This is a genomic window from Streptomyces sp. NPDC058257 (assembly GCF_042881845.1).
Taxonomy (GTDB): Bacteria; Actinomycetota; Actinomycetes; order Streptomycetales; family Streptomycetaceae; genus Streptomyces.
In genome coordinates this window covers 224,436-245,758 of the sequence record NZ_JBHVXJ010000005.1, presented here as the reverse complement: position 1 = coordinate 245,758, position 21,323 = coordinate 224,436, and the positions used below count along the sequence as shown (strand labels likewise).

At 71.3% G+C, this 21,323-nt stretch carries 21 protein-coding genes; 12 read left to right on the top strand and 9 right to left on the bottom strand.

Annotation, left to right across the window (positions count from 1 at the left end; translation table 11 throughout):
• Nucleotides 1-21 precede the first annotated feature (21 nt).
• Complete coding sequence (locus ACFVXC_RS15985) at nucleotides 22-561, bottom strand: GNAT family N-acetyltransferase (protein WP_389905700.1); 540 nt, start codon at nucleotides 559-561, stop codon at nucleotides 22-24.
• Nucleotides 562-681: 120 nt separating this feature from the next.
• Between ACFVXC_RS15985 and ACFVXC_RS15980 the strand changes: the two genes are divergently transcribed.
• Both ACFVXC_RS15980 and rox read left to right on the top strand, forming a co-directional pair.
• Nucleotides 682-1,317 (top strand): glyoxalase, encoded by a 636-nt coding sequence (locus ACFVXC_RS15980; RefSeq protein WP_389905699.1) that lies wholly within the window; start codon nucleotides 682-684, stop codon nucleotides 1,315-1,317.
• A 279-nt stretch (nucleotides 1,318-1,596) separates the two neighbouring features.
• Nucleotides 1,597-3,081 carry a rifampin monooxygenase gene (rox, locus tag ACFVXC_RS15975; protein WP_389905698.1) on the top strand — a complete coding sequence of 495 codons (1,485 nt, stop codon included), beginning with the start codon at nucleotides 1,597-1,599 and terminating at the stop codon, nucleotides 3,079-3,081.
• An 8-nt stretch (nucleotides 3,082-3,089) separates the two neighbouring features.
• Here the strand turns inward: rox and ACFVXC_RS15970 are convergent, their stop codons facing one another.
• Nucleotides 3,090-4,304 (bottom strand): hypothetical protein, encoded by a 1,215-nt coding sequence (locus ACFVXC_RS15970; RefSeq protein ID WP_389905949.1) that lies wholly within the window; start codon nucleotides 4,302-4,304, stop codon nucleotides 3,090-3,092.
• Between the two features lie 737 nt (nucleotides 4,305-5,041).
• Here ACFVXC_RS15970 and ACFVXC_RS15965 point away from each other — a divergent pair.
• On the top strand, nucleotides 5,042-5,614 hold the full coding sequence (locus tag ACFVXC_RS15965; RefSeq protein ID WP_389905697.1) for a dihydrofolate reductase family protein: 573 nt from the start codon (nucleotides 5,042-5,044) through the stop codon (nucleotides 5,612-5,614).
• Nucleotides 5,615-5,639: 25 nt separating this feature from the next.
• Here ACFVXC_RS15965 and ACFVXC_RS15960 read toward each other — a convergent pair whose 3' ends face one another.
• The 3 genes from ACFVXC_RS15960 to ACFVXC_RS15950 form a co-directional block, all read right to left on the bottom strand.
• Nucleotides 5,640-7,277, bottom strand: a complete 1,638-nt coding sequence (locus ACFVXC_RS15960) for an amino acid ABC transporter substrate-binding protein (protein WP_389905695.1) — start codon at nucleotides 7,275-7,277, stop codon at nucleotides 5,640-5,642.
• A 4-nt stretch (nucleotides 7,278-7,281) separates the two neighbouring features.
• Nucleotides 7,282-9,372: a hypothetical protein gene (locus tag ACFVXC_RS15955; RefSeq protein WP_389905693.1), complete on the bottom strand. Its 2,091-nt coding sequence runs from the start codon at nucleotides 9,370-9,372 to the stop codon at nucleotides 7,282-7,284.
• A gap of 149 nt (nucleotides 9,373-9,521) precedes the next feature.
• Nucleotides 9,522-10,499, bottom strand: a complete 978-nt coding sequence (locus ACFVXC_RS15950; RefSeq protein WP_389905691.1) for an aldo/keto reductase — start codon at nucleotides 10,497-10,499, stop codon at nucleotides 9,522-9,524.
• Between the two features lie 244 nt (nucleotides 10,500-10,743).
• Between ACFVXC_RS15950 and ACFVXC_RS15945 the strand changes: the two genes are divergently transcribed.
• Together ACFVXC_RS15945 and ACFVXC_RS15940 are read left to right on the top strand one after the other, a co-directional pair.
• Nucleotides 10,744-12,009, top strand: a complete 1,266-nt coding sequence (locus ACFVXC_RS15945; protein ID WP_389905689.1) for an amidohydrolase — start codon at nucleotides 10,744-10,746, stop codon at nucleotides 12,007-12,009.
• A gap of 67 nt (nucleotides 12,010-12,076) precedes the next feature.
• Complete coding sequence (locus ACFVXC_RS15940) at nucleotides 12,077-13,297, top strand: metallophosphoesterase (RefSeq protein WP_389905687.1); 1,221 nt, start codon at nucleotides 12,077-12,079, stop codon at nucleotides 13,295-13,297.
• On the opposite strand, the gene ACFVXC_RS15935 is transcribed toward ACFVXC_RS15940, so the two are convergent.
• The 3 genes from ACFVXC_RS15935 to ACFVXC_RS15925 form a co-directional block, all read right to left on the bottom strand.
• A complete protein-coding gene (locus tag ACFVXC_RS15935; RefSeq protein WP_389905685.1) occupies nucleotides 13,294-13,683 on the bottom strand; it encodes a hypothetical protein in 390 nt (129 codons plus the stop codon). The genes ACFVXC_RS15940 and ACFVXC_RS15935 overlap by 4 nt on opposite strands.
• A gap of 74 nt (nucleotides 13,684-13,757) precedes the next feature.
• Nucleotides 13,758-14,405, bottom strand: a complete 648-nt coding sequence (locus tag ACFVXC_RS15930) for a M23 family metallopeptidase (RefSeq protein WP_389905684.1) — start codon at nucleotides 14,403-14,405, stop codon at nucleotides 13,758-13,760.
• An 84-nt stretch (nucleotides 14,406-14,489) separates the two neighbouring features.
• Entirely contained in the window at nucleotides 14,490-16,013 is a 1,524-nt protein-coding gene (locus tag ACFVXC_RS15925; protein WP_389905682.1) for a bifunctional phosphatase PAP2/diacylglycerol kinase family protein, read from the bottom strand.
• A gap of 79 nt (nucleotides 16,014-16,092) precedes the next feature.
• Here ACFVXC_RS15925 and ACFVXC_RS15920 point away from each other — a divergent pair, with 79 nt between their 5' ends.
• From ACFVXC_RS15920 to ACFVXC_RS15910, 3 genes are all read left to right on the top strand, one after another.
• Nucleotides 16,093-16,728: a PadR family transcriptional regulator gene (locus ACFVXC_RS15920; protein ID WP_389905680.1), complete on the top strand. Its 636-nt coding sequence runs from the start codon at nucleotides 16,093-16,095 to the stop codon at nucleotides 16,726-16,728.
• A 77-nt stretch (nucleotides 16,729-16,805) separates the two neighbouring features.
• Nucleotides 16,806-16,940: a hypothetical protein gene (locus tag ACFVXC_RS15915; RefSeq protein WP_389905679.1), complete on the top strand. Its 135-nt coding sequence runs from the start codon at nucleotides 16,806-16,808 to the stop codon at nucleotides 16,938-16,940.
• 76 nt (nucleotides 16,941-17,016) lie between these two features.
• Nucleotides 17,017-17,700, top strand: a complete 684-nt coding sequence (locus ACFVXC_RS15910) for a glycerophosphodiester phosphodiesterase (RefSeq protein WP_389905678.1) — start codon at nucleotides 17,017-17,019, stop codon at nucleotides 17,698-17,700.
• 58 nt (nucleotides 17,701-17,758) lie between these two features.
• Here ACFVXC_RS15910 and ACFVXC_RS15905 read toward each other — a convergent pair whose 3' ends face one another.
• Nucleotides 17,759-18,310, bottom strand: coding sequence for a GNAT family N-acetyltransferase (locus tag ACFVXC_RS15905; protein ID WP_389905676.1), 552 nt, complete (start codon nucleotides 18,308-18,310; stop codon nucleotides 17,759-17,761).
• A gap of 93 nt (nucleotides 18,311-18,403) precedes the next feature.
• Here ACFVXC_RS15905 and ACFVXC_RS15900 point away from each other — a divergent pair, with 93 nt between their 5' ends.
• The 4 genes from ACFVXC_RS15900 to ACFVXC_RS15885 all read left to right on the top strand — a co-directional run bounded on the left by ACFVXC_RS15900 (nucleotide 18,404) and on the right by ACFVXC_RS15885 (nucleotide 21,305).
• Nucleotides 18,404-18,796 (top strand): VOC family protein, encoded by a 393-nt coding sequence (locus ACFVXC_RS15900; RefSeq protein ID WP_389905674.1) that lies wholly within the window; start codon nucleotides 18,404-18,406, stop codon nucleotides 18,794-18,796.
• Nucleotides 18,797-18,875: 79 nt separating this feature from the next.
• On the top strand, nucleotides 18,876-19,490 hold the full coding sequence (locus ACFVXC_RS15895) for a TetR family transcriptional regulator (RefSeq protein WP_389905672.1): 615 nt from the start codon (nucleotides 18,876-18,878) through the stop codon (nucleotides 19,488-19,490).
• A gap of 134 nt (nucleotides 19,491-19,624) precedes the next feature.
• Entirely contained in the window at nucleotides 19,625-21,013 is a 1,389-nt protein-coding gene (locus tag ACFVXC_RS15890) for an NAD(P)/FAD-dependent oxidoreductase (protein ID WP_389905670.1), read from the top strand.
• A 121-nt stretch (nucleotides 21,014-21,134) separates the two neighbouring features.
• Nucleotides 21,135-21,305, top strand: a complete 171-nt coding sequence (locus ACFVXC_RS15885; protein ID WP_389905668.1) for a DUF917 family protein — start codon at nucleotides 21,135-21,137, stop codon at nucleotides 21,303-21,305.
• Nucleotides 21,306-21,323 lie beyond the last annotated feature (18 nt).

Below are 21,323 nucleotides of genomic sequence, written 5' to 3'. Positions count from 1 at the left end.
GCTGAGCAGCGCCGTGCGAGGTCATTCCTTCGTGCGGGCGAACACAACCGTCGCGGGCCGGCCTTCCCCGCTCGACCCGACGCGACCGTCGCTCCGCTGGAACCCGCACTTCTCGGCGACCCGGACCGAGGACGTGTTCTCCGCGGCGGCCTCGAGCAGGAGTTGAGTCAGTCCGAGGTCGCCCAGGGCCCATCCCGCGAGCAGCCGCACGGCGCGCGGGGCGATGCCCCGGCCGCGATAGGCGGGAAAGACGCTGTAGGCGACAGTCGCCACCTCGTCGTCCCGGAACTGCAGGTTGATGATCCCGACCGGCTCGTCCGTCTCGGCATCCGCGATCAGGAGCGGGGCCGCCCGGCCGCTGCGCCACGCTTCTTCGACCTTCGCCATGCTCGTGCCGAGAGCCGCCTCGTCCATGGGTTCGTCGTCGAGCCAGCGACGCGTCTGGGGGTCGTGGCTCGCCGCCCCGATGGCAGGAAGATCCGACTCGCGCCGCAGTCTCACGGCGACCACTCCATCCGCGAGTGGCTCGGACAGCGGTTCGATCGGTATGGAGCGCCCCATGAAGTTGATCGTATCCCGGTCAGAAACTCCGGCCGGAAATACCGCTCAGGAATACCGGTCAGGAATACCGGTCAGGAATGAAGAAGCGCCGCTGCCCGACCCCTCACTAGCGTGTTCGTCATGGCATCCATCGAATCCGTCACCCTCGACGTGGCCGACACCACGGCCGCCCAGCGCTTCTACTCCGCCGCCTTCGGTTTGGACACACAGCTGCGGCTGCGTGCCTCTCAGGAACCCAGCACCGGCTTTCGTGGGTTCACGCTGGCGCTCACCGTGTCCCAGCCCGCCGACGTCAACAGCTTCATCGACACCGCCATCGAGGCCGGCGCCGCCTCGCTGAAGCCCGCCACGAAGTCGCTCTGGGGGTACGGCGGTGTCGTACAGGCCCCTGACGGGGCGATCTGGAAGGTCGCGACCTCGGCGAAGAAGGACACCGGCCCCGCCACCCGGCAGATCGACGAGATGGTGCTCCTGCTGGGAGTCGCGGACATGAGCGCGACCAAGCGATTCTACGTCGGCCAGGGCCTCGCCGTGTCGAAGAGCTTCGGCCCCGTGTACTGCGAGTTCGAGAGTGGCTCGGGTCCCTTCAAGCTGGCGCTGTACCGGCACCGAGCCCTTGCCAAGGACGTCGGTGTCCCGCCCGAGGGCACCGGATCTCACCGGCTCGTGATCGGCGGCGGCGCCGGGGCCTTCACCGACCTGGACGGTTTCGCCTGGGAGGCCGAAGCGCCTGCACCGCGGGCCCACTCCGTGTGACGAGTGGCAAGTGGCGCGTGGCACCGGGTGGACCGGTCTCGGAGAGCGCCGATCGTGGCCGGACGCGACAATGGCAAGGAGCGTACGTGCTCCTTGCCACTCTCAACATATAGCGCATGGGGGGCCTTGCGGCAAGACCCGGGTATTCCCGCAGAATCGTCGGCCTGAGCAACAGCCGACGAAATGAGAGCCACGAAGTGCGTGTGTTGTTCTCGCGATGTCAGGACGTCATCGACGGCGTCGCGTTCAACGTCACGAACGTCGTGAACGGGGGTCCCCATGTTTGATGTGATCGTGGTCGGCGGCGGGCCGACCGGTTTGATGCTGGCGAGTGAGCTGCGTCTGCACGGTGTGGTCGTGGCCGTCCTTGAGAAGTCGGTGAAGCCGACCGATCAGTCCCGCGGTCAGGGCCTGCACGCGCGCAGCGTCGAGGTGATGGACCAGCGCGGTCTCCTCGACCGGTTCCTCGCGGTCAGTGAGAAGTTCCAGGTCGGCGGTCTCTTCGGCGGCATCGTCAAGGCGTGGCCCGAGCGGTTGGACACGGCGCACCCGTACGGCGTCGCCACCCCGCAGCCGGTCACCGAGCGCCTGCTCGACGAACGTGCCGTCGAGCTCGGTACGCAGATCCGGCGCGGCTGCGAAGTGGTCGGGCTGAGCCAGACCGAGGACCAGACCGAGGAGCGGACCGGCGACGGGGCAGGGGCCGGCGTGACCGTCGAGCTGGCGGACGGCACGCACCTGCGCTCGCGCTATCTCGTCGGGTGCGACGGCGGCCGCAGTACCGTGCGCAAGCTGCTCGGCGTCGATTTCCCCGGCCGGCCCGCAACCGTCGAAACGCTCCTCGGTGAGATGGAGGTGACCGAGGATCCGGCGACGATCGCCTCCGTCGTCGAGGAAGTCCGCACGACCCAACTGCGGTTCGGGGCGGCCCCCAGCGAGAACGGGCTGTACCGCGTGGTCGTACCCGCCGACGGAGTGACCGAGGACCGTGCGGCCGAGCCGACCCTCGACGACTTCAAACGGCAGCTGCGGGCCCACGCGGGCACCGACTTCGGCGTGCACGCGCCGCGCTGGCTCTCGCGGTTCGGCGACGCGAGCCGACAGGCCGAGCGCTATCGGGTCGGTCGGGTGTTCCTCGCCGGCGACGCGGCGCACATCCACCCGCCGACCGGCGGGCAGGGGCTCAACCTCGGCGTGCAGGACGCGTTCAACCTGGGCTGGAAGCTGGCCGCAGCGGTCGCGGGCTGGGCTCCTGAGGGGCTCCTGGACACCTACCACGCCGAACGGCACCCGGTGGGGGCCCGTGTCCTTGAGAACACCCGGGCGCAGATCACGCTGCTCGGGACCGATCCGGGTGCGACCGCGCTGCGGGAGCTGTTCTCCAAGCTGATGGACTTCGAGGAGGTGAACCGGTACGTGACCGGGATGATCACCGCGGTCGACGTCCGCTACGACTTCGGTGAGGGCCACGAACTGCTCGGGCGGCGGATGCGGGACGTGGAGCTGAAGCAGAGCCGTCTCTACGAGCTGACGCACGAAGGCCGCGGGCTGCTCCTCGACCAGACCGGCCGGCTCTCGGTCGCCGGGTGGGGCGACCGTATCGATCACGTCGTCGACGTCAGTGAGGAACTGGACGTACCCGCCGTGCTGTTGCGGCCGGACGGTCACGTGGCGTGGGTCGGTGAGGATCAGCGGGATCTGGTCGTCCAGTTGCCGAGGTGGTTCGGCGCACCGAACCACGACGGGCTGCCGTCCCGGCCGTAGAGCGGAGTTCAGCCGACCTGCGTGTGGAACTGCACGAGTCGCTGCTGGACGAGGTTGACCGTGCCGCGCTGACGGCCGGGCACGCGGCGGCGCAACGCGACGAGGGCCGGGCCGAGTTCTCGCACGGTGTCCGGGTCGCGCACCTGCTCCCACTGGTGGTGGGCCAGGTCCGCGGCGGCCTCGACATCGGGGGCGTCGGGGGCTTGGCCCGCCGCGAGCCTCGCGGAGACCACGGCCAGCCAGATCCGGCAGCTGCGGCCCGGGTCCTTGGCGAAGATCGCCAGATGTCCGCGGACCTCCATCCAGTGCACCACCTCGGGCGAGGACGCCCCGTACGTACGCAGCGCCTCCTGCTCCCACGCCGCCGCCATGGCCGCGGCCTCTCCGTGCCGTCCCGCCTCCACGGCCTTGGTGATCGCCGCGTGCGGATCCGCACCCGCGGTCGCCGGCGCCTGGGAAGGTGGTGCGTCGGGGGTGGGGCCTTGCTGTTGGGCGGGCACCGGCACTCGGCTCGGCATGCCTCCGAGGCCACCGCCGAGGCCAGCGCCGAAGCCACCGCCCAGGCCGCCGCCAAGACCGCCGGGCACGGCGGCGGCAGGGTCGGCGAACAGCACGATGTCGGTCGCGCCCTCCTCCAACGCCTGGGCGACGACGTGCTGGTGCAGGTCAGGCAGCGGCGGCCGGTGTCCGCTGCGCAGGACCGTCGCCAGCGCCTTCATGTACGAGGGAGTCGCGACGGCACGCCGACCGGGCGGCGGAGCGACCCGGCCGTACAGAGCCACGCCCGTCCCCACGTCCAGGGGACGCAGCGCCAGCTGCTGCCAGCTGTCCGTGTCGGCATGCAGATCGGCGATGACGGTCGTGCTGCCCGGCGGGCGCAGCCGTAGCTCCTGGGCGATCCAGTGCCAGGGGAACCCGGTGTAGCGCACCGTCGCCGCCGTGGTCCGCGCGAGCGCCACATGCTGGAGCTGCTGACGGCGATCGAGGTGCAACTGCCCGACCAGATACACCGTCAAAGGCCCCGGCGCCATCGCGGCCGCACGCAGCCGGGTGAGCACTGTCTGCGCGTCCAGCGGGTCCGCGAGCTCCACGACACTCGCTGTCGCGGTCCCGGCGAGCACCGCCGGTGACACCGCAGCGAGCACGGGCAGCACGGAGGCCGCATCCACCATACGGGCCTTGCCGACCGGCGCCGCCGCAATCAGCAGCGCGGTCCCGGGCACCGTCCCCTCCCCATCAGTCACCAGAGCACCGTATCCGCTGCTCACCCCGCGGGCGGCAGCGGGAAGACGATCCGCACGAGTTGAAGGGCACCGAACACGACGCCGACCGCGGCGCCGATACCCCCACGCCCTCCCCGGCAGCCCTCCTCAACACACCATCTCCCCATACCGCATGAGGTCCTCCACACACAGAATCCCAGGGAACCGGCACTCGGTGCCGTGCATCTGACCGTGACGTGCCGGGACGTGGAAGTCGGGCGGGCGGGGTGGGTTCCGGGCAGTGGACAGTCCTGTCGGAGCCTGCGGCCGCCGCCGAATTCGGCGGCGACGGCCGCGGCGCTCCTGGGGGCAGGCTCCCCCTGGCGCCCCAGGAGCAGGTGTCCGCGCCAGCTGGTGGCCGAGGGGCCGCGGGAGTGGCCCTCCTGATCCCACAGCCGGCGGGACCGGCCGGTGTCCGTGCGTCCGCTGCAAGGAAGTACGGACCCGGCAGCCTGAGTTACCGACGTGCCTTCCGCTCGGCGCCGGAGCGCGAACGGAATGGTCGGGCCGTTCCGGGGGCTGGGGGCGGGCCTGGGCGCCAGGGTAGAGCGAGCAGGCGGGAGCGGACAACGCCTTTCCGAACTCCGGGATGACCAAGCCCGGCTCCGCCGATTAGTTCCCGCGTGTGGCGCGGTCAATATCTCCGTAGCCGCGAGAATGGAGCGGCAGCCCTCGGCGACCAACCAGGAGATCTTGAGATGCGTACGTTGATCAGCACCGCTTTCGTCTCGCTCGACGGTGTCGTGGAGGCACCCGGTGGCGAGCCCGGCTACCGGAACTCCGGGTGGACCTTCAAGGACGTGGAGTTCGTCCCGGAGGCGTTCGAGATCAAGGGCCGGGAGCAGCAGGAGGCCGCGGCGATGATGCTGGGCCGGGTCAGTTATGAAGCGTTCAGCCCGGTCTGGCCCGGCATGGAGGAGTTCGCGCAGTACAAGCTGATGCCCAAGTACGTCGTCTCCACCAGCCTCACCGACGGCGATCTGGTGTCGGACTGGGGAGAGACCACGATCCTGCGTTCCCTCGACGACGTGGCCACGCTGAAGAAGACCGAGGGAGGGCCGATCATCGTGCACGGCAGCGCGACGCTGAACCGGAACCTCTCCGACGCCGGTCTCATCGACCGCTACCACCTGCTCGTCTTCCCGCTGCTGCTCGGCGCGGGCAAGCGGCTGTTCAGCGACACGGACAAGGACACCCAGAAGCTGGAGCTCGTCGAGCACGAGGCGTACGCCAACGGCCTTCAGAAGAACGTCTTCGACGTCATCCGCTGACGCCGCTCCCCGGCCCCCTTCGCCCTCACCCGCTCCGTACGACACAGTCCTCCGGCTGCCGCTTGCCGGTCGGCCAGGCCAGGCCCACGAAGTCCAGCGTGCCCGGGCCCGCCTTCGTGCCCGGTCTCAGCTCGACGACCGCGAGCGGCTTGTCGTACGGGTTGCCCGCCTTGGTGAGGCAGATACGGCCGCTGGTGCCGTTCACGCGGTTCCTCGACTGCATCGTGGCCCAGCGGTTTCCCACCTGCTCGGCGGAGGGCGCGGCCTCCCCGGTGGGCTTCGCGCCGCGGATCGCATCGACCGCCGTGCGTACTCCGTCGTGCACCATCATGGTGCGGGAGTCGCCCAGTTCCACGACGCCGATGTCGCGCCCCGCCGCCTTCAGCGCGGCCACCGTGTCCTCAAGTCGCCGCAGCTCGGCCAACGGGTCGCGCAGCGATCCGGGCGCCTTCGACTCGGGTGGCTTCTTGCCGGTCCGCTTCTCCTCGTCCGCCTGCCATTTGCGCACCTCGGCGAGCCAGGCATCGGGATGGGCCGGCGCGGCGTACTGCACGGTCAGGCGCGGCTTGCCCGAGCCGTCCCGGAGTTCGGCCCAGTCCTCGTCGGTCATCCGGTTGTTCAGCGAGGCCGCGTCCGAACCGGAAACCACGGTGAACTTCCGCTCCGCGCACGCCTCCTTGGCGAGGCTCTTCAGGAACAGCCGCAGATGGGTCGAGCGGCCCGCGAAGTAGACCGTGTCCGCGCCCGAGTTGCAGATCGTGTTGACCGTCGGCCTGAACTGGTTGTCGACGTCACCCGGATCGGCGACCCCGGGCGACGTGAAGGTCATGTCGTCGGGTCCCGCCGGGCCGTCCTCCGGCAGCTTCTGGAAGGCGCGGGCGAGCGAGCGGACGTACGGGTCGGGCCGGGTGTCGCGGACCAGGACGGTCTGCCGGTCCTTGCGGCTTCCGTTGTAGGAGGCGAGGGCTCTTGCCTGTTGCTCGTTGGTGGGGATGATCCGGGCGAGGCCCTTGAAGTCGTACGTCCCGTCCTTGCTCTCCGCGTTGGCGAGTGAACTCGCCGACGCCCGCGCCACGAGTACCGGCACCCGCTGCTCGGTGAGGCTGCGCACCGCCTCCTTCGTGGCGTCCAGGGAGAGGTTGAACCCGGTCACGGCGCGCAGGTTGTCGCTCCCGGAGCGCGACATCCGCACCAGATCCGGCACCACCTCGTCCTGCCGGAGGTAGTCCTTGCCCGGATTGGCGAGCACGAGGCGCACCACGGGCTTCCCCGGCTCCCGGTTGGCGCGGTACTGCGCGAGGAAGGCACCCTGCAGTTCGCTGCGCAGCTGGCGCCGTTCTGCCTTCGACTCCGGCTGCAGCGGGAGCATCATCGCCACCGTGACATGTGGCTGCTTGTCGATGCGGCGGTTCTCCTCGGCGATCCGGGCCGCGACCGGTGCGATCTGCGGCTCCCCGAAGTCGTAGCCGGAGCCGTTGACTCCGACGCACTCGCCGCCGGACTTGGTCACGCCGTCGGCGCAGCTGCCCGCCTGCTCGGTGAGCCGCGAGACGAGGCCGTACGCCCCGACGGCGAGGAGGGCGGCGAGGGCGCACGTGATGATCTTCTTCAGCAGCGTGCTCCACAGGTGCTCGTGCAGCCAGTCGGTGGCGGTCTGGAACATCGCCTCAGCTCCCCTCTCCGATGTGGGCCGTGCAGGAACAGGACTGCAGCGGCTGCCGGTTGCGGGCGCGGCGCTCCCACCGTCCGGCCCTGGCCGTGAGCACGGGCGCCGCCTCCGCGTACTCCCTGGCCAGCTCCTGCATGAGGTGCGTCATCCGGTCGGCCGCTGCGATGTCCGGCGGCCGGGTGCGCTCCTCGCAGAGCCATACGGCGTGCAGCAGCTCGTCCAGCTGGCGCTCCAGCTTGGTGCCTTCGACCCGGGCCACCGTCATACGGCCGTGCCGCTCGTCGTCGCCGCCGGGTGAAGGGGCCTGGGCCAGTGCGAGCAGTTGGTCGCACCACTCCTCGGCGCCCTCGCCGTACACCGGGAACTTGACGGCGAGGTGGCGTATGGCGCGCTCGGGACCGTGGGCGACCAGGTCGTGGTTGAGTCCGTGTGCCGCGGTGGTGCCGAAGGCACGGTCGGGGGTCTCGGCGCGTCGTTGGTAGTGGGCGTGCAGCAGGCCGTGGTTGCGGCGCCATTCGTCGCCCGCCTCCGGCGGCCCGTGCAGTCTGCTCATGAGCAGCTGCCGGAGACCGAAGTCGCCGATGAAGTGCCGCTCGCAGGCGGGCCAGCCGCTCTCCAGGAGGTATCGCCCCACCTCGTCCGCGGTGAGCCCGCCCGCCGTCTGTTCCAGTTGCGGTATGCGCAGCAGGGCGCGGGCGCAGTCACCGGTGTGCGCGACCGACAGCTGGGTCAGCAGGTCGAGCCAGCGGTCGGTGTGCTCGACGGGCAGCCGCTCGGGGAGCTGTCCGAGCACCAACTCGGCGAGCAGGACGTCACGGACGGCGATCGACTCCCCGTCGAGCACCGCGGACTGGTCGAGCAGTTCACGGTCGTTGCCAAGCTCCGGCAGGTCTCCGGCCGACTCTACGAGGCGCTGCACCGTCCTGGGGCGGCGGCCGGAGAGCCGGTGCACCGCGCTCTGCGCCCGGCGCAGCCGCGCCGCCTCCGGCGCGGCTCCGGTATGCCGTTGCAGCTCCTTGTTGATGTGCTCGGTGGTGAGCAGCGGCATCCGCAGGAGCAGCACGCCCTGTCCGAGACGGCCGCGCGCGGGCAGTCGCTGCCAGTGGGGCGGCTCCTCCTGGTCCGGCCGGTAGCCCGCGAGTTCCTCGGTGCGCGGCTCGTCGGCCAGGAAGAGGGGTTCGGCCGCCCGTTCGCTCGCGACGAGCACCGTGCGCTCACGGTGGCCGTGGGCCCGGTCGGCGAGCACCGCCGCCAGGAGTCCGCGGCCCACCGGCCAGTTGGCGTGCTGCAGCAGCACCGCGGGGCGGCCGACCCGGGTGAGTGCGGCGCCGAATCCGGTGTAGGCGGCGTCCAGATCCTCGCGCAGGGCGCGGAAGAGGAAGCCTTCCGCGAAGCTCCGCTCGTCGGCGCTCTGCTGGAAGTCGTGGGCGAGCAGCCGCAGCCCGGTGGCCGCGCTGCCCGCGGCGCCGGGATAGTCGCCGTAGGTGGCGCGCACCGGTTCGGCGCCGGTGCTCGCCAGATTCTCCAGGAACTCCGTGAGGGCGGCGCCCACCAGCGGCGCCGCCGCGGGGGCGACCACTCCGGCGAGGGCGGACAGATAGCCGGTCACCAGATTGCGCATGAACCTGCCGAGCGCCCTGTGCGGCTGCAACAGGACGCGGTAGCGGGCCAGTTCCTCCTCCAGGCCGCGCCGACGCAGCCGTGCGCCCGCCGCCACCGCCGCCATCCCGGCGAAGAAGCGGGGTGCGGACAGCGCCCCGCCGGGTCCCTCCCACTCGCTCATCCGCAGCGCGATGTCGTACATCGTCTCCGTGGCCTCCGAGCGGCAGGCCGGACGCCACGCCGCCTCCTCGGCGTACCGTGCGTCCGCACAGTCCACGTACGCCACCGGAACCTTCCGCCCGAACCGGTCCCGCAGCAGCTCGAGGAGGCGCTGCTTGCCCATGCCGGGGCCGCCGGTGAGCAGCACGACGGGCAGGTCGGGGCCGTACAGAAACTTCTCGCCGCGCCCCCGGGCACTACGGCCGAGCAGGCGGGGGAAGAAACCTTCGTCCTCGATGAGCCCTTCGAATCCCAGCTCCCGGCTCATCCGGCGCACCCCCGTGCCGTACGTGACCGCCGTGCGGCGGGTGGTCGATGTTGCACGGAGCGTACTGGAGCATGTCTCCGGAATACATCAACTTTCCTGCATGGGAAGTCAGTTGATCCAGTCGATGAGTTCTCCGGATCAGGCGGTCGTCAGCGTTCGAGCATCTGGCGGGCGCCTTCGGGGTGGGTCTCCCCCGCTGCCTGCGGCAGGCTGCCGAGCTTCGCGAGGTGCGCGGGGGTCAGTTCGACGCCGTCGGCGGCGGTGTTCTCCTCGACCCGGTGGACGCGCTTGGTGCCGGGGATGGGGGCGATGTCGTCGCCCTGGGCGAGGAGCCAGGCCAGGGCGGTCTGCGCCGGGGTGGCACCTGCTTCGGCGGCGACTGCCTGGACCTCGTCGGCGATACGCAGGTTGCGCCGGAAGTTCTCTCCGGTGAAGCGCGGGTTGCCGTGCCGGAAGTCGCCTTCCTCGAAGTCGTCGGTGGAGCGGATCGCGCCGGTGAGGAAACCGTGTCCGAGCGGCGAGAAGGGCACGAGGCCGATGCGCAGCTCGCGCAGCAGCGGCAGTACACGCTCCTCCAGGCCGCGGGTCCACAGTGAGTACTCCGACTGCACGGCCGTGACCGGGTGGACGGCGTGGGCGCGCCGGATGGTGTCCGGTCCTGCCTCGGACAGGCCGAACGCGCGGACCTTGCCCTCGGCGATCAGCTCGGCCACGGCGCCCGCGGTCTCCTCGATGGGCGTGTCCGGGTCGACGCGGTGCTGGTAGTACAGGTCGATGTGATCGGTGCCCAGACGCCTGAGGGAGCCCTCGACGGCGGTGCGGATGTTGGCCGGGGCGCTGTCGAGGTTCCATGCTCCGTCGCCCGCGTGCGAGACGAGGCCGAACTTCGTCGCCAGGACCACCTGGTCACGGCGCCCCTTCAGGGCGCGGCCGACGAGCTCCTCATTGACGTACGGACCGTAGATCTCGGCGGTGTCGACGAAGGTGACGCCGAGGTCCAGTGCCCGGTGGATCGTGCGGATGGACTCCGCCTCGTCGGTCCCGGAGTCGGTGTAGCCGTGGGACATGCCCATCGCGCCCAGACCGATACGCGAAACCTCCAGGTCACGCAGCTTGATGTAGCGCATCGCGGTTCTCCTCTCCTGATCGTTCCCCGCCCCGCGTCATCCAGCCTGCCGCCGCGCATGATCTGCAGGAAGGCCGAGTCGTGCCACTGAGTGGCCAGCCGTGGTGTGCCAGGTCCCCCCTCACGCCGGAGAGCCCCTCGCTCTCCACAAGGCCCGTGGACGCAGGGCCCGTGGAGTTCGCCAAGGACCGGCTGCGCACCCTGTGCGAAGGTGAGGAGGACCGTCTCGAAACGCGAGGAGCCGCATGCCCAAGGCAGCAACCGCAGCGAGCCAGACCCTGGACGTCACCTCGGGGCTGAGGTCGAGTGACATCGAGGGCTACTACCAGGACCTGCACCGCCACCCCGAGCTCTCCTTCCAGGAACACCGCACGGCCGGGATCCTCGCCGAACGGCTGCGCGGCGCCGGGTACGCGGTGACCACCGGTGTGGGCGGCACCGGCGTCGTGGGCGTCCTGGCGAACGGCGACGGGCCCGTGGTGTGGCTGCGCGGGGACATGGACGCACTGCCCGTCACGGAGACCACAGGCCTTCCGTACGCCTCCACCGTCGACGGTGTCATGCACGCCTGCGGCCACGACATGCACGTCACCTGGCTGACGTTCGCCGCCGAGGCCCTCGCGGCGGCCCGTGAGACCTGGTCGGGCACCCTCGTGGTGATCGGGCAGCCCGCCGAGGAAGCGGGTGGCGGAGCGAACGCGATGGTCGCCGACGGGCTCCAGGAGCGCTTCCCCCGGCCCGACGCGGTCTTCGGCCAGCACGTCGCCCCCGGGCCCGTCGGATTCGTCTCCCACACGCCGGGGCTGATCATGTCGTCCGCCGACGACGTGGAGATCGTGGTGCACGGCGTCGGTGGCCACGGCTCACGGCCCGAGGCCACCGTCGACCCGGTGGTGACGGCCGCGTACATCGTGACCCGGCTGCAGACCGTGGTGTCCCGGGAGGTGTCCGCGTCGGACGCGGTGGTGCTCACCACCGGCCAGTTCAACGCGGGGCAGCGGCCCAACATCATCCCCGCGGAGGCCCGGCTCGGCCTCAACCTCCGCACGCAGGACATGGCGGTGCGCGAGCGGGTCCTGTCGGCCATCCGCCGCATCGCCGAGGGAGAGTGCCAGGCGGCCGGGTGCCCCACGCCGCCCGAGGTGACCATCGGTGCGAGCTTCCCCGCCACTGTCAACGACGCCGCGCTCGACGCGGATATCACCTCCGTGCACCGCGAACTGTTCGGCAAGGCCGGCGTGGTCGACTTCGGTCCCGCCATGGGCAGCGAGGACTTCTCCCTCCTCGTGCCCGCCGGGGTGCCCTACGACTTCTGGTTCGTGCCTTCGACATCGGGGGCCACCTGGCAGGCCGCTGCGGGACAGGAGCTCAGCGAGAAGATCACCGGCGTGCCGGGCAACCACAGCCCCCTGTTCGCCCCGGATCTCTCGGCCTTGCTGCCGGGAGTGCGGACGCTGGTGGGCGCCGCGCTGCACGAGCTCGGCGGCACCGGAAGGCCACGTGACCGGTGATCGGACCGCCACCGGCAATTCGCCTGATCGTCTTCCCCTGTCCGCGCCGGTATGGGAGAACGCTCGGATGTGCGATGACGAACTGGTCCCGCCGCGCGCGGACTTGACCGAGAAACAGTGGCTGCGGGCCGACGCGCCGCTCGCCCGGAACCTTGCCGCCACGTGGGGGCCGCAGGCCCTGGCGCTGGGCCGGCGCACGCTGCTCGGCGGTGCGGCCGCCGGAGCCGCCCTCGCGGTGCTGCCGTCCGGCGCGCGGCAGGCAACGGCGGCGCAGGGCGCCGCGAAGTTCCCCTTCCCCGAGGAGCCGAACCGGCGGGGAGAGTTCGCCGTTCTGGTGACCGGGGACTCCGGCACCGGTGGCGAGGAGCAGCTCGCCGTGACCGAGGCCGCCCGGCGGGTCTGCCGTGACGAAGGGATATCGCTGGCCGTCGGCCTGGGCGACAACATCTATGAGAACGGGCCCGAGTCCGACCACGACTCCGAGTTCCGGGACAAGTTCGAGACGCCCAACACCGGCATCGACGTCCCCTGGCTCATGGTCCTTGGCAACCACGACTGCTCGGGTCTCATCCCGGGCAGCGGCGGTGATCCCTCGCGCGGCGACCGCGAGGTCTCCTACGCGCTCTCCTCACCGCGCTGGTACATGCCGAGCCGCTACTACAACGTCGCGCTGCCGTCGTCCCAGGGGCCCGGCCGGGGCGACCCGGTCGTGGAGTTCTTCGCCCTCGACACCAACCCGGTCGCCTCGACGGTCGCCCAGACGTCGTCCCGCTACCGGTGGGACGGCCCCTACATGCGCGCCCAGCGCCAGTGGCTCGACGCCGCGCTCACCGCGTCACGGGCCCGCTGGAAGGTGGTTCTGGGCCACCATCCCTACCTGAACAACGGCAAGCACGGCAGCGCGGGTTCGTACGACGGATTCGTCATCGGCCACTACACGAGCGGGATCCACCTCAAGGAGCTGTACGAGCAGGTGGTGTGCGGCAGGGCCGACCTGATCCTGTCCGGGCACGACCACACCCTCCAGGTCCTCGAACCCACGACCCGTACGGCGGGCACCCGTCAGATCGTCTGCGGGGCCGCCGCCAAGTCCGGTGACGGCCGGGCGCACTTCGACCACCCCGCCGCCTGGCAGAACTTCTCCGACGTGGGGTTCATGGTGCTCAAGGTCTCCGAGCGGGCCATGACCGTGGACACCTACACGGTCGACGTCCCCACGCGGACCGCGCGCCCGGCCCACACCACGACGACCTCCACGACGGTCGCGGGCCGCGTTCGTGTGGGCTAGGACCCGTCGTCGGCGTGACGCGCCGCCCCCGCCACGTTCCTGGCCCACAGCACGAGCGGCACCTGGAGCGGGAGGCGGCCTATCGCCGCGGCCTTGAGCGGGGCGGGGCGGTGGCGCCAGTCCACCGCCATCTGCACGTTGGCGGGGAACACGCCGACGAAGAAGGCAGCCGTGGCCAGCGCCGCGGGCCGCCGGGTGCGGGGCAGCGCCACTGAGGCCGCGAGGCCGAACTCGACCACGGCGCTCGCGTACGTCCAGGTGCGCGGCGATCCGGGCAGGAAGCGCGGCACGGTGTGGTCGAACAGTCTCGGGGCGGCGAAGTGGGCGACTCCGGCGCCGGCCAGCAGACCGGCCAGGAGCATGGGGGAACGGGATGCCGAGGGCATGCTGCCTCCTGAGGTGGCGAAGGGAGGCCGACCTTACTCGACAGTAAGTATCGAGTCACCCGCCCCCGTGCGCCTCACAGCAGCCGGGCTCCGCGCCTCGCGAGATAGGTGACCGGATTGATGTCCGATCCATAGCCCCGCTTGGCCCGGATCTCCAGGTGGAGGTGGGGCCCTGTGGCACGCCCCGTGGCCCCGCTGCTGCCGATCCGGTCCCCGGTCCCGATCCGGGCCCCTTGGCGTACCGAGATGCGGGAGAGGTGCCCGTACACGGAGTAGTGCCCGTCCCGCAGCCGCACCGTCACCGCCTTGCCGTACGCGCCCGACCAGCGCGCCAGGACGACGGTGCCCCCGCCGACGGCGTGCACCGGGGTTCCCCGCGGGACGGCGAGGTCGATGCCGGTGTGGTGCCCCGCGATCCAGTTGCCGCGCACGCCGTAGCGGGCGGTGACGCGAAAGCCCCGGCGCAGCGGCAGGGCGAATCTGCCGGGCGGTCGTTCAGGGGCGAGCGCGCGGGTCTCCGGGATCGCCTCGTCCGCCTCGGCGAGAGCCGCCTCGAACTCCTCGTCGTAGCCGACGCCGCAGCCGCCGTCGGATTCCGCGGCTGCGTGCGGCGCCGGTCCCGCCACCGTGAAGGCGCCGCCGGCCATGAGGACCGCGGCGACGCTCAGTACGTCACGTCGTGTGGTGCCCGCTTCACGCGGGCTGTCTATGTCGTAGCCCATGAGGGCCAGCACACTGGCGACGGGCCCGGCGCGCACGCCGAGTGTGCGCCGCTTGGCGTAATGCGTTCCGGGCCCGCGCCGCGGTCAGTCGGCGATCGGCCGGTACACGGTGAGGGCCTCGGGGAGCTTGTCGATGAGCAGGGCGGCGGGCGCGGGGGCGAGTTCACCGTCGTACGCCATCTGTGTGTCCTCGGGCAGGCCGGAGATCACCAGGCGCTGGGCCTTGGCGGACGCGTACAGGCGGGTCTTGGCCAGCTGACCGGCCACCGCCGCGGCGAGCAGGCGGCTGCGCGCGAAGTGCCCGCCGTGCGCGATGCGGACGTCGAGAAGACCGTCGGCCAGGTCGTGCCTGCGCACCGGGGCGATGCCGGTGCTGCGGTAGGCGCCGTTGCCCGCGAAGAGCAGCCACATCGAGCGGGCCTTGCCGTTCACCACCGCGCGCAGCGGCCGCCCCGTGTGGATGATCTGGGCGACGCCGAGCATGGCGGCGGGCGGACCGCCGACCTTCGGCGACCACTCCTCCCTGATGCGTACGAGTTCGGGGTAGGCGCCGAGGCTGAAGGTGTTCAGGAAGTACACCGGCTCGGAGTACGACCGGCCGTCGGGGCCGATCCCGGCCAGGGGCTTGATCCGGCCGACGTCGGCCCGTACGGCACTGCCCACGGCGAGGGCGGCGCAGGCGTCCGCGACCGTGTCGACGCCCAGGTCCGCGGCGAAGTGGTTGAACGTTCCGCCGGGAAGGACCATCAGCGGCACGTCGAACCGCAGGGCCGGTGTCACGGCGGCGTTCACCGTGCCGTCTCCCCCGCACACGCCGAAGACTCCGCCGCGCCGGGCCGCGTCCCTGGCCGCTTCCTCCAGGACCTTGGGCAGGGGCCCCGCTTCCTCCTCGTAGAGGATCACCTCTGCCCGGGGCAGGGCGGTCTTCAACTGCCTGACCGGGTCGAGCAGTTGCGGCTGGGCCCCGGAGGAGGGGTTCACCACGACGACAAGGCCCTCACCGTCCGGCAGCGCGGGCGCGTCCGTGCGGGGCCGTGCGGGCGGTGGCAGCTGCGCCCGGGACGGCACCATGCCGCGCACCGCGTAGGCGGCGCCCACGCCAAGGGCCGCGCCGACCAGGACGTCGCTGGGGTAGTGCACTCCGGTGTAGACGCGGGAGAAGGCCACCGAAGCCGCGACCGGGGCCACGGCCACGCCCATCCCCCGCGACTCCAGGGCCACACCGGCGGCGAACGCCGCCGCCGAGGCCGCGTGCCCGGAGGGGAAGGAGCTGGTGATCGGCTGCCGGGAGAGATGCCGTATCACCGGCACGGTGTCGAGGACCGGCCGGGAGCGGCGCACCGCGCTCTTGCCCAGGGTGTTGACCGTGGCCGACGCGAGTGCCAGGGAGGCGACACCGCGCACGGCCGCCCGCCTGCCGCGCGCACCGCCGAAGGCCCACATTCCGGCGGCGATGCCGAACCACAGCAGTCCGTGGTCGGCACTGCGGCTCAGCCGGGGCAGGACGGGCTGTGCCGCCGGCCAGGAGCGGGCGGCCACGCCGCGGAACGCGAAGCGGTCGGTGGCGCCGAGCAGTCTGCGGATGTGCGGCGTCGGGAGATCACTCATGAACCCCCTATACCCCCGCACGCCCTTCGCACCGCACATGTCTTGCGCCGGCGATGTGACGTTCACTTCAATCAGTCGTATGGCAGCCCCTCGCCCCACCTCACCGAAGCACCAGCGGCCCACCGAGCTGCCGCCGACCGCGTGGGCCGTGCTCGGCCTGCTCTCCTTCCCCGGGGAGCGGACCGGGTACGAACTGAAGAAGTGGGCGGACGCCTCGCTCCGGCACTTCTACTGGGCGCCCGCCATCAGCCAGATCTACGCCGAACTGCGCCGCCTCGAAGGGCTCGGGTACGCCACGTCGCGGCGCTCGGGACCCGAGGAGCCCCGCGCGAAGCGGTCGTACGCCATCACGGCGGAGGGCCGTGCCGCGCTCGTCGGCTGGGCGGGGGGCTCCCAGGACGCGGGGCCGCCCGTCCTGAAGCACCCGCTGCTGCTCCGGGTCTGGCTGGGGCACCTCGCGGCGCCGGATCATCTGCGGGCCCTGGTGATCGAGCACATCGCGCACACGCGAGGCGAGCTGAAGGAGGTGCGCGACGCGCTCGCCCGGGCGGACGGGCAGGAGGCGTGGACGCATCCGCAGATCGCGCTCCGCTGGAGCGGCCGTCGTCTTGAGGCGGAGATCGAACTGGCGGAGGCGATGCTCGCCGATCTCGCGGAAACGGACGACCTCGTCACCTCCGGTCAACCCGTCGAGGACTCGCCCACCCACGGGTGACGTTGCTCGCGGTGCGGGGCCGCCGGCCGGTAGGACGGACGGTGTCAGCCGACCCCGCCGTATGGAGCAGTGCACCTGTGAGCACCCGCGCCGTCCTTGTCGCCGCCGTCATCACCGGGCTCCTGCTCGGGATCGTGGGAATGAGAGCGGACGACTCCGATTCTTCGGGGCGCCCCCGTACGGGCGGTTCCTTCACCGAGGCGGGCCGTTAGGCTGCGCAATTGCCGCGTGGCACCTCCGTCCTCGCCGCGTGGCCGCCGAGCCGCCGTCGACGGAAGCGAGTGAACCTTGAACTTCCTCACCATCGGTCACCGCGGGGTCATGGGTGTCGAACCCGAGAACACCCTTCGGTCCTTCATCGCCGCGCAAGCCGCGGGCCTCGATCTCATCGAGCTCGATCTGCATCTGAGCAAGGACGGTGCCCTCGTCGTCATGCACGACGCCGACGTGGCCCGTACGACCGACGGGAAGGGACCGATCGCCGAGAAGACCCTGGCCGAGCTGCGGGAGCTCGACGCGGGGCGCGGTGAGCGCGTCCCCGTGTTCGAAGAGGTCCTGGACGCCGTGCAGGCGCCGTTGCAGGCCGAGATCAAGGATGTGGCCGCCGCCCGCGCCCTCGCCGAGGTGATGCACCGGCGCGATCTGGTCGGCCGCGTCGAGGTGATCTCCTTCCACGACGAGGCGATCGCCGAGATCGCCCGCCTGGTCCCCGGCGTCCGCACCGCGCTCGTCGCGAGCCGCTACGGCACCGACGTGGTGGAGCGTGCGACGGCGGTCGGCGCCACCACCCTCGTGCTGAACATCAGGCGCCTGACCCTGGAGATCGCCGAGCGCGCCAGGAAGGCCGACCTGCGGATCATCGGCTGGGTCGTGAACACACAGGACGATCTGCGGCTCGTGCGCGCGCTGCAGTTGGACGGAGCGACCACGGACTATCCGGACATCAAGCGGACGGGCCGCTTCACGGCCTGACCTCTCCTCCCGGCCGAGCCCGGGTTCTCCGGGTCGCGCCCGGTCCTCCCGGCCGAGCTCAGGTGAGGGGCTTGACCAGCAGCTCGAACTGCAGGTCGTCCCGCTGCGGAATGCCGAACCGCTCGTCGCCGTACGGGAAGGGGGTCATCTTTCCCGTACGGCGGTAGCCGCGCCGCTCGTACCACGCGATGAGGTCGTCACGTACGGAGATCACGGTCATGTGCATCTCCTTCGCGCCCCACGCCTCGCGCACGGTCCGCTCGGCCTCCGCCATGATCACCTTGCCGAGGCCCGCGCCCTGGAGCGCCGGACTCACCGCGAACATCCCGAAGTAGGCGTGCTCACCGCGGTGTTCGAGCTGGCAGCAGGCGACGACCTCGCCGCCGCGCTCGACCGTGAGCAGCTTGCCCGCGGGCGACTTGATGACGTCGACGACTCCCCGCGAGTCGGTCCGCTGCCCCTGGAGGATGTCCGCCTCGGTGGTCCAGCCGGCGCGGCTGGAGTCGCCTCGGTACGCCGACTCGATGAGCGAGACGAGCACGTCGACGTCCGCGTCGGTGGCGTCCCGGAAGGTGAGGTCGCTCGTGCTGGGGCGCGGTGCGGTGTCCATGGGGCGGGTTCTCCGATCTCTCTGGCCCGCCGCTGTCCGGCGCGGCGTGGGCGAGGCACCGCCGAGGGTATCCCCCCACTAAGGTGCGGCTGCATGGTGCATGTACTGAGCAGCAGGATCCTCCTCCGTCCCACCGACCCCGAGCGCTCACGCGCGTTCTACGGCGACGCACTGGGCCTCGCGGTCTACCGCGAGTTCGGTACGGGCCCCGAGCGCGGCACGGTCTACTTCCTCGGCGGCGGCTTCCTCGAAGTCTCCGGCCGCTCGCAGACTCCGCCCGTACCCGGCCTTCAGCTGTGGCTCCAGGTGGCGGACGCGCGGGCGGCGCACGCGGACTTCGTGGCGCGGGGCGTGGAGGTCGAACGGGAGCCGGTGAAGGAGCCCTGGGGGCTCGTGGAGATGTGGATCACCGACCCGGACGGCGTCAAGATCGTCATCGTCGAGGTGCCGGAGGACCACCCCATCCGCTACCGGCCCGGCATCTGAGTCGCGCCGGCCTCTCCCGCCCCACCCCTGCTCACCGCCTCCTTGCCCTCTCTAGACTGGTCGGTCTAATGTCTCCTTCGTGACCAAGCCACGCGGTGAGACCCGCGCCCGCATCCTGCGTACGGCCGCCGAGCTCTTCCAGCGGCAGGGCTACGGCGCGACGGGCCTCAATCAGGTCCTCGCGGAGAGCGGTGCCCCCAAGGGGTCGCTGTACTTCCACTTTCCGCGGGGCAAGGAGCAGCTGGCCGCCGAGGCGGTGGCGCTCGCCGGGGGTGAGCTGGGAGAGCGCATGGCCTCGGTCGTGGGCTCGGCCGCCGGGCCGCGGGACGCCGTCGTCGGGGTCGGTGAGCTGCTCGCCGACGAGTTGCGGGAGTCCGGCTTCCGGGACGGGTGTCCCCTCGCCACGGTCGCGCTGGAGCAGGCGGGGGGTGACGGGCCCATCAGCGAGGTCTGCCAACTCACCTACGACACCTGGCTGCTTGGGCTCTCCGACTCGCTGCGGGGGTGGGGCGCCGCCGATGACGAGGCCGCCGAGCTCGCCGAGCTCGTACTGTCCTCGTTGCAGGGTGCGCTCCTTCTCGCGCAGGTGCGGCGCGACACCGCGGTCATCTCGACGGTCGCCAGGCGCGTCGCCTCGGTCGTCGTGCGGAGCCTGGGGGAGCAGGGCTCGGGGACGCAGGACTCTGAGAAGTAGCGCTCGGGGAAGAGCGCGTGAAGGTCACGGTTGCGGGGTACTCGGATTACTCGCCCGGCGCACCCGACGTGCGCCGGGCAGTCCCTCGTCGGAGGATTGACCGGACCCCTCGCCCAACCCTGGAGCGATCTCTTATGCAACGTCCCCGGATTCTGATCATCGGCGGTGGCTTCGCCGGTATGGAGTGCGCGCACAAGCTGGAGCGGACGCTCAAGGCGCAGGACGCCGAACTGCGGCTGATCAGCCCGCAGGACCATCAGCTGTATCTCCCCCTTCTCCCCCATGTCGCGTCCGGCGTGCTCACCCCGCAGTCGGTCGCGGTGCCGCTGCGCCGCATGCTGCGCCGTACGGCGATCGTGCCGGGCGGGGCCATTGGGGTGGATCCGCACGCGAAGGCCGTGATCGTACGGAAGATCAACGGCGATGAGGTCGTCGAGCGCTACGACTACCTCGTCCTGACCCCGGGCAGCGTGACCCGGCAGTTCGACATCCCCGGTGTCGACCTGCATGCCGTGGGCGTGAAGACGCTGGCCGAGGCGGCCTGGATCCGCGATCACGTGATCTCCCAGCTCGACCTGGCGGCCGCGAGCTCGGACCGGGCCGAGCGGGAGGCCCGGCTGCAGTTCGTGGTCGTCGGTGGCGGGTACGCCGGTACGGAGACGGCGGCGTATCTGCACCGCCTGACGAGTGCCGCCGTCAAGCGCTACCCCGGGCTCGAGCCGTCACAGATCAAGTGGCATCTGGTCGATGTGGCACCGAAGTTGATGCCCGAGCTGGGCGACCGGCTCGGCGAGAAGGCCCTCGCCATAGTGCAGCGGCGCGGGATCCATGTGTCGCTCGGGGTGACGGTGGAGAAGGCGACCGAGGACAGCGTCACGCTGACCGACGGACGCACGCTGCCCTGCCACACGCTGATCTGGACCGCCGGTGTGGCGCCGAGCCCGCTCATCGCCACGCTGGGCGCCGAGACCAACCGGGGCCGCCTGGTCGTCGAGCCGAATCTGACGGTGCCAGGGCTCGACGGCGTGTTCGCGCTCGGCGACGCGGCGGCCGTGCCCGACCTCGTCAAGGGCGGCGACGCGACCTGCCCGCCGACCGCGCAGCACGCGATGCGGCAGGGATGGGCCGCCGCGAAGAACGTCACCGCGGCCCTGAAGGGGCAGCCGCTGACCGCCTACCGGCACAAGGACATGGGTCTGGTCGTCGACCTCGGCGGCATCCAGGCCGTATCGAAGCCGATGGGCGTGGAGTTGACGGGGCTGCCCGCCCAAGTCGTGGCGCGCGGATATCACTTGGGGGCGCTGCGCACCTTCACGGCACGCTTCCGCACGGCCGCCAACTGGGGGCTCAACGCGCTCGCGGGCGACGACTTCGTACGGACCGGGTTCCAGAGGCAACGTCCGGCCACGCTCAACGACTTCGAGATGACGGACGTCTATCTCTCACCGGAGGAGATTCACGCCCGGGTGGCGGCAGAGGTGGCGGGGCGCTCGATGGCTCCGGAGAAGCCGCAGTTCCCGTAGCGGCGGGGGGCCTGAGAGGGCGGACCAGGTGGTGACCGGGGTGGCTTCGCCCTGCCCTGCCCTGCCCTGTCCTGTCCCGTCCCGTCCTGAGGCCGGGCTTCCCCTAGTGGACGGGGACGCGATGGGTCGGGCGTTTCCCGAGGCGCAGATGGTGCTGCCGGGCCTTGCCGGGATCGCCAACTCGCCGATGGCGCCCGCCTACGACAGGGACAACACGGCCATCGTGGAGGCCGTCGACAATCACGCGGCCGGGCGGATCGCGCGCGCGGCGGCTCGGTGCGGTGGTGCGTGAGGCGCGGGCCTCGCACCG